General features: G+C 25.8%; 7 protein-coding genes. 3 read left to right on the top strand and 4 right to left on the bottom strand.

Annotation, left to right across the window (positions count from 1 at the left end; translation table 11 throughout):
* From rodA to H0H45_RS00085, 4 genes are all read right to left on the bottom strand, one after another.
* The coding region (gene rodA / locus H0H45_RS00100) for a rod shape-determining protein RodA (protein ID WP_185866610.1) at positions 1-617 on the bottom strand (617 nt) is incomplete at its 3' end.
* A gap of 14 nt (positions 618-631) precedes the next feature.
* Positions 632-2,512 (bottom strand): penicillin-binding protein 2, encoded by a 1,881-nt coding sequence (gene mrdA, locus H0H45_RS00095; protein WP_185866609.1) that lies wholly within the window; start codon positions 2,510-2,512, stop codon positions 632-634.
* Between the two features lie 505 nt (positions 2,513-3,017).
* Entirely contained in the window at positions 3,018-3,845 is an 828-nt protein-coding gene (gene mreC / locus H0H45_RS00090; RefSeq protein WP_185866608.1) for a rod shape-determining protein MreC, read from the bottom strand.
* A 19-nt stretch (positions 3,846-3,864) separates the two neighbouring features.
* Positions 3,865-4,902 (bottom strand): rod shape-determining protein, encoded by a 1,038-nt coding sequence (locus H0H45_RS00085; RefSeq protein ID WP_185866607.1) that lies wholly within the window; start codon positions 4,900-4,902, stop codon positions 3,865-3,867.
* A 98-nt stretch (positions 4,903-5,000) separates the two neighbouring features.
* Here H0H45_RS00085 and folK point away from each other — a divergent pair, with 98 nt between their 5' ends.
* From folK to H0H45_RS00070, 3 genes are all read left to right on the top strand, one after another.
* Positions 5,001-5,522 (top strand): 2-amino-4-hydroxy-6-hydroxymethyldihydropteridine diphosphokinase, encoded by a 522-nt coding sequence (gene folK / locus H0H45_RS00080; protein ID WP_185866606.1) that lies wholly within the window; start codon positions 5,001-5,003, stop codon positions 5,520-5,522.
* A gap of 128 nt (positions 5,523-5,650) precedes the next feature.
* Entirely contained in the window at positions 5,651-7,903 is a 2,253-nt protein-coding gene (locus H0H45_RS00075; RefSeq protein ID WP_238785220.1) for a putative LPS assembly protein LptD, read from the top strand.
* A 10-nt stretch (positions 7,904-7,913) separates the two neighbouring features.
* The gene (locus H0H45_RS00070) at positions 7,914-8,300 is read left to right on the top strand and encodes a Rid family detoxifying hydrolase (protein WP_185866605.1); all 387 of its coding nucleotides are present in this window, start codon (positions 7,914-7,916) and stop codon (positions 8,298-8,300) included.
* Positions 8,301-8,397 lie beyond the last annotated feature (97 nt).

Here is an 8,397-nt window from a genome sequence, read left to right as displayed (position 1 = left end):
AATAAAATTAAAAATAATAAAGAAGTTAGGATCCAAGGTGATATATTTAGTGAAAGAATAAACAAAAAAATTAAAATAAATGCATAAAATATAAAAAAAATAGACAATCCTTCTCTATATAAAGTAAGAATAAAAGAGGAAAAAACTATAGCTGAACCTGGATCTGGTTGAAGAAGAATTAAAACAGCAGGTAATATTAATATTATAAATATATATAATAATATTTTTTTATTTTTTTGAAAATCTTCTTGACTCATAAGATGAGCTATCATCAAAGATGTCGATATCTTTGATAATTCAGAAGGTTGAAAACTAATGGGACCAAAAACATACCAAGATTTTGATCCATTCACATTTTTTCCTAAAAAGAATACTCCAATTAAAAGAATTAACGTAAATAAGAAAAAATAAGGAGAAAAATATTTATAATGTATAGGTTTAAATAAAAAAACTATAAATATGAAAATAAGACTTAATAGAATCCATATCAACTGCTTTTCTGCTTTTTCAGTAGAAACAGAATAAAGGTTCATACCTCCAAAAGAGGTCATAAAAACATAAAGAAGAACGATATACCAGTCTATATTTCTTAGTAATGTTTTATTTCTTTTTATCAATAGAATTTTTTGTATTATTTATTAGTGGAATCGATCACTTTCATGTTTGCTATAGTATCGTATACCTTTTGTAGTCCTGAAGTCATTATTCTTTTCTCAAGATTTTCCCTTTTTACTTGATTTCTAATATATTTCTCTGCAAGAAGACTAGCTATAGGTCCTGCCCAACGAGATCCAAATCCGCCATTTTCTATAATCACTGAAATAGCTATTTTAGGGTCTTCTACAGGGGCAAATAAAATGAAAATAGAATGATCAGGTAGAGGAACCATCTTTTGATTCACTTTAATAAAATTTTGTGCAGTTCCAGTTTTTCCAGCCATTCTAATATCCGAAGATCTAAAACTTTTTCCGGTTCCAATTATAAAAACTTTTTCCATTCCACTAATAATTAAATTGAAATACTTACTTTTTACTTTAGTGTGTTTAGCCCTAGTATAATTAGGATTAGAAATAGGTTGATAATTAATAGATTTTACAATATGTGGAGTATAAAAAAAACCTTTATTTGCTATAGAACAAACCATATTAGCTAATTGAATAGGAGTAACATTTATTTCTCCTTGACCAATGCTATTTGAAATAATCGTCAGAGCATTCCATTTTGAATCTCCATATTTTTTATTGTAATAATCTCCAGATGGAATCACTCCTTTTTCTCCCGTAGCTAAATCATTATATAAATAATTTCCAAATCCAAAACTTTTAATAATCTCACTCCATTCATTGACCCCTTTTGTTAAATTTTTTGGATATTTTTCAATCACACGTTTATAAACTTGTGCAAAATAATTATTACAAGATACAGCTACAGCCGTTTCTATTCCTATAGGTAATCCATGAATCCCAGAATGACAATGAATTCTCTTTTTCCCGTATCTAAATCCCTTATAGCATACGAAAGTAGTGTTTTTGTTTACTACTCCCATTTGAAGACCAGCCAATTCCGTTAATAATTTAAACGGAGACGCTGGAGGATAACGAGCTTGTGTAGTTCGATCTAATAAGGGGTAATCTATTGTATTTTTAATTAATTTTCTAAATTCTTCAGAACGATGAATTCCTACAAACAAGTTAGGATTATTAATAGGACTAGAAACTAAAGATAAAATTTCTCCATTCTTAGGATTAATAGCGACTATTCCTCCTTTTTTTTGATACATAAGTTTTTCTGCATAATCTTGCAATTTCCAATCAATCGTTAATGAAATATCATTTCCACTAATGGCTTTTACATTATTTTTTTTGTTGTTATAACTTCCTATAATGCATCCATTTCTATCTCTAATCCAATATTTAACTCCTTTTTTTCCTCTTAAAATCTTTTCATAAGATTTTTCTACTCCAGCCCAACCTATAAAATCTCCTATTTGATAATAATTGGATTCCTTCTTGATATCTTTTTGTGTCACTTCTCCTATATATCCTAAAATATTTGCAGAACTTTCTACTTTGTAATCTCTAAGAGAACGTTTTGTCCAATCAAAACCCTTATACTTATAAAGTTTTTCTTGTATAGTAGCAAATTTTTCTTTTGAAAGAAAAGGAAGAAAAACAGATGGTAAATACTTTGAATAAGCTTTTGCTTTTTCTAAATTTTTGTAAAAAGTATCTTTTTCTATTCCTAGAAGATTACAAAATTCTATGATATTAAAATGTTCATCTATAAGCATAGGAATAACTATCAATTCATAAATAGACTTATTGAACACTAATAAATTGTTGTTTCTATCAAAAATAGATCCTCTTTCAGGAATAATAATTTCTTGTTTAATAGAAGTATTAAATGCATTTAAAATATACTTCTCAGTATATATCTGTATATAAAATAACCTGATTATAAAAATTAAACCTATAGAACTTAGAAAAATATAAAATATGTATAATTTTTTCAATGTTTAATCTTTCTAAAGAAAAAATATATAATACATAAAATAGTTGTAAAAATACTGCTAAATGTAGTTTTCAATAAGATAATTTTATTAAAATGAGAGATTTTAAATATTTCTAGTATAAACAAAGAAAAATGATGCATGATAACTAATGAGAATATGTAAAGAATTTTTCTAATAAATGGCAATTCATAAATTGAAAAATCATTTTGATTAATGTAATTTTTTCCGTCAAAAAATTGTAAAAATCTTAATCTAAAAAAAGCAGAAAGAGTCGTAGAAAAAGCATGATTTCCTCCTGTATTCATACAATTATCTATAATACAGCCAATTATAAATGATAAGAATAAAAACAGAAATCTATTTCCATGATAGGAATAAATCAATATAAAAAGTATATATATATAAGTGTACCATCCAAAAAATATAGGATTTAATATAGATATTTGAATTAAACAAAGAATAAAAATATAAAAAACGTGTATAAGAAAACTTTTAATAGAATTCATTATTTATGTTCAACTTTATAAAGTTGAATATTATTCCATTCTTTCTTAAATAAATTTTTTACCACATAAGCATTTTCTATGGTTGAAAAATTGGAAAAAAGTTGAACTCTTATAACATAATTGGCATGTTCTTCATCAAATTTATAAGAAGAAACTTTTCCTATAGGGATCCCCTCAGGGAAAGTAGCTGATTTTCCATCTGTTTCCACAATATCTCCCTTAGAAAAAATGGAATGTTTAGGAATATCATATAAAACAACATGTTCATGGTCCAATCCATCCCAACTAACAGTTCCAAAATATTTGTTTTTTCTTAACCTAGCATTTACTTTAATTTTTGGATTTAAAAGAGAAATTGCAATACTAAAATGTGGAGAAGTTTTTATAATAATTCCTGCAATTCCATCAGATAAAATTATCCCCATATCTATTTTTATTCCATCTAAACTTCCTTTATTAATAGTTATATAATTTTCCTGTTCATGAATACTATTATTGATAATTTTGACGGGGGTATAAATATACTGTTGTAAATATTCTACATTTTCTTCTTTAAAATCTTTATTTATTTTTTTTATTTTTGAAGAAATAGACGCATGACGCAATTTTATATTTTCTTTTATAAGAATTTCATTTTCAATTTCTAATAAAAAATAACTACGTAATCGATAAATAGTTTCATAAATTTTTCCAAGAAGAAAGCTAGAAGATCCTGTATAGATTGGAAAATTCTTTTTTGAAAAAGAAAGAAAAAGAGCTGAGGATTCTAAAAAAATGAAAAAAATAAAAAAACGCCATTTTAAAAAAAAATTCCAAAGTTCACGCATAATATTAAACCCCCCTATTCTATTTCATTAAAAATGTAAATTTATCAATATTTTTTAAAGCGACACCCGTTCCTTTCACAACGGCCCTCAAAGGATCCTCTACTAAAAAAACAGAAAGACCCGTTTTTTTAGAAATTCTTTTATCTAAACCTCTTAAAAGAGAACCTCCTCCTGCCATATATATACCTGTTTTGTAAATATCTGCAGCCAGTTCTGGAGGGGTTCTAGAAAGTGTTTCCATAACTGCATCTTCAATACGTAAAATGGATTTATCCAGTGCAGGAATAGTTTCTTTATAAGAAATATTCATTTCTTTAGGTTTTCCTGTAGGAAGATCTCTTCCTTGTATATGAATATTTTCCGGAGGGTTTTCAATAGCTTCTATAGCTGAACCTATATCTATTTTTATTTTTTCTGCAGTTCTTTCTCCTATGTAGAAATTATATTTCGTACGAAGAAAATAAGCTATATCATTAGTAAAAACATCTCCAGCTATTTTAATAGATTTTTGACAAACAATTCCACCTAAAGCGATGACTCCACATTCTGTAGTTCCTCCACCAATATCAATAATCATATTTCCTTCAGCTTTAGTTACCGAGATTCCAGAACCAATAGCTGCGGCCATTGGTTCTTCAATTAAATAGACTTCTTTTGCATTAAGATGTTGTGCTGAATCTTTTACGGCTCTTTTTTCTACTTCCGTAATTCCGGATGGAATACAAATAACCATAGTTAGGGATGGGGTAAATAACTTTTTATTTATACCTGGAATTTTTTGTATAAACTCTCTGATCATTAACTCTGCTACTTGGTAGTCTGCAATCACCCCATCTTTTAATGGCTTATAAATCTTAATATTATCATGCGTTTTTCCTTGCATTTGTTTGGCTTCTTCTCCTACAGCTAACACTTTTTTAGTTCTGACATCTATGGCAATTATAGAAGGTAAATCTACAATCACTTTATTGTTATGCATGATAAGAGTATTCGCTGTCCCTAAATCTATGGCGATTTCTTGAGTAAATAGATTCTTCATAAAGTCAACTAAACCCATTGATATTTTTTTATGAAAATATTCGCTCAATTTAAATAAAAAAATAACTTCATGAAAAATGCAGTTTTTCAGTAAATTACTAAGAAAAATTTTCTTTTTTGAAAGAACATGATATTTTCTTATTACAAGGAAGCAATAAAAATAATAAAAAAAATTATTTAGAAAAATCTTTTTTCTTAATTTCTAAAGAAATAGGAAAAATAATTAAAAAATCCTCTTATTTTGAAAGTGAAGCTTGGAATATGAATAAAAATACATCTACTTTTTATAATAGGGCTTTACATATAAAAACTTTTTATTCTCCCATGGAGATTTTGGAAAAAATCTATCATATTGAATTGATTCTCGGAAGAAAATCTAAATCTATTACGGATAAAAATGATTCTTATGAAAAAAGAAAGTACAAGGATAGAGAAATAGATATAGATATTTTGTTTTACGATCATCTTATAATGCACAGTTCTATTTTAACTATTCCACATCCTTTATTACATTTTCGTAGATTCGCTCTAGAACCTATGTGTGAAATAACACCAAGAAAATATCATCCAGTATTTCATATTACTCTATTAGAGATATTAGGTTTGTGTGCAGATAAGTTGAAAACAAGAAAAATCTAATTGAAAAAAAATAGGTTATATAGGATTTTTTTCTATGTGAATGTGAAGTAAAGCCTTTTTTTTCATAGCATAGTTATAGTTATTATTTAAGAAATTTAATTCAGTTGCCTAGAACCATAATTTTTTTATTGTTTTTATTCCCTATTTTTAGTTACGCAAGAAAGGAAAATAAGAATTCTATATCCTTTTCTGAATCAAAGATAGAGATCGATAAATTTGATGAAGAAAATTCTTTAAATAAAGTTAAGTATAATTCTGATATTCAAGAACATAATATAGAAGAAGGAAAATCTTATTTAAATGGAAATGCTTTAATAGAATATCTTGATACGAAAATTGAAGCCAATAGGATAGAGTTCAATTGGAAAAAGGGATATATACACGCTATAGGAAAAAAAAACTATCCAATTTATATCCAAAAAGGGGATAAAAAGTATTCTATTTACAGTTTTTTTCACCTAGACTTAGGTGAAAAAATGTGGAATGCTAAGGAGATCTATATCCAAGAAAAAGATCATGTGATTATAGCTAATAGGATGAAGGAAGAAAAGAATTATAGCTTAATGGAAAAAGTAATATATACTGCAGATCCACTCTTTATAGAAAAAAAAGAGATATCTCCAGATTTTTATTTGGAAACCAATTATTTGAAATATTTTCATAAAAAAAAATCTATTTTTACCGGACCTGTATTTTTTTATTTATATAGAGTTCCAATTCCTCTAGTTTTTCCATTTTTATATATTCCTGATAGGGGTTCTTCTTATGGAATTTCTTTTCCTAGATTTGGAATTAAAAACAAGAAAATTTATATAGAAAACATAGGAATTTTTTTTCCTATTTCCAATTATTTCAATTGTAGAATTAACGGTTCTATATATGGAATTGAAAAATGGAAATTAAAAACAGAAATGGAATATAAATTAAAATATGGAGATAATGGATTTCTTTTTTTTGATTATCAATCCGTATCCAAAAACGATTTTGACTATCAATTAAAATGGAAACATAATCAAGATATTAAATCCAATTTTGAAATAAAATTTAATGCAGATATGAATTATCATAATAAGTTTACTACAAAAACAAATTCATCCATAAATAAGGAAGTCAATATTTCTCATCTTAGCTTAAGAAAAAGATTTCAAGAATCTTTTTTAAATATAGAGGCTTATATGATTCAAAACTCCCATAACAGAGAGATAGAATTAAAAATTCCAAAAATTAATTTTTCCATTCGAAAAAAACCTTTTTTTTTCAAAAAAAATCCGTTTTTACGTCAATTTGTTATGGATTATAAAGTTTTTTCAGATAATTCTATCTATCCAAATAAAATAGAAAAAAAAATAGATTTTCAATCTAAAATTAATAATACTATAAACTTATCTACCTATTATATTCTTCCTGTTCATTATGATCCTTATTTGAATTTGAAAATTTCTCCAAAAATTCATTATAAAGGATCTTCTACCTGGTGTTTTTTTTCTTGTAAATCTTTATTTCAAACAATAGATATATCCATGGATATCTTATTTCATTCTATAGAAAAGATATTTATAATGAATAAAAGGGATTTTTTATTGAGATATCAAATGGAACCTATGCTCTCTTTCAATTTTGGATCCTTTTTCCCTATTTTTATTCATCATGATGATAAAAATTATCTTAATAATAAAAAAAGAATTTATCTAACGTTAGATAATAATTTGGAATTAAAAATCAAGAATAATAGGGAATATAAAAAAATAAAAATACTTGAATCATTTCAAATGAAATCCTCTTATGTCTTTGAGGAAGAATCCTTGAAATTGGAAAATTTCTATTTTACAGGATATACCGATTTTACGAAATATTTAGGAATAAAATATGAAGGAACAATGAATTTCTATGAAAAAGAAAATTTCCAATCAATTTTTTTGGATCCAAAAAAATTCAAATTCAATTTCTCACTTCGTTATCATTTGATCAAAAATCCAATGAATTTATTGGATGAAAAAAAAGAAATTCATCCTTATGAAGGCTTTCTTTTTGATAAGGATAATTATGCGAAATATCCAATTCCATTGGATTTAAGAATTGATTTTCATTCGAATTATGAAAATAAAAACAATAATAATCAACCTGATTTATCGAATAATACTTTTTTAAGTATAAATGGATCTATAGGTTTAACAAAATATTGGAAGACAGAGATTCACACGGATTATGATCTTTTCAAGAAAAGAATAACTTTTTTCAACCTGATCTTTTACAGAGATTTAAGAAGTTTCAAAATGAATTTCAACTGGTCCCCCATTGGGGAAACTCCTTTTTGGTCTTTTTTTATTGGAATAAAAGATCCAAATTTAAGTAACATTATACAGTATAAGGAAACCAATTAATAAAAATAATATGAAGCCAAAAACATTTTCTATAAAAAAAATATCTTCTTTTGGACCATACAGTACATGCGTCTTAATAGAAAACTTTTTTTTTATTTCTGGACAAATAGGCGTGGATCCAGATACTGGAAAATTAGTTGATAAAACTATAGAAATGGAAACGGAAAGAGTCATGAAAAACTTACAAGTTATTCTTTCCGAAATTGGAATCGATTTTCAAAACGTTATAAAATCTTCCATATTTTTTACAAAAATGGAAGATTTCTCAAAAATAAATTATTCCTATTCAAAATTTTTTTCAAGAGAATATTATCCTGCTAGAGAAACTATTCAAGTTTCTGGATTGCCAAAAAATGCGAACATAGAAATATCCTTAATAGCATATAAAAAAAATTAAAAATGGAGATTCTATTTTATTTTTAAATTGAAGCGAAAAAAAAGATGAATTCAAAATATTATTTTTTTTTATTAGGATTCATTTTAATTTTTTTCTA

Source organism: Blattabacterium cuenoti (genome assembly GCF_014252095.1).
GTDB classification, from domain to species: Bacteria; Bacteroidota; Bacteroidia; order Flavobacteriales; family Blattabacteriaceae; genus Blattabacterium; species Blattabacterium cuenoti_F.
This window is presented reverse-complemented; position numbering and strand designations above follow the sequence as displayed.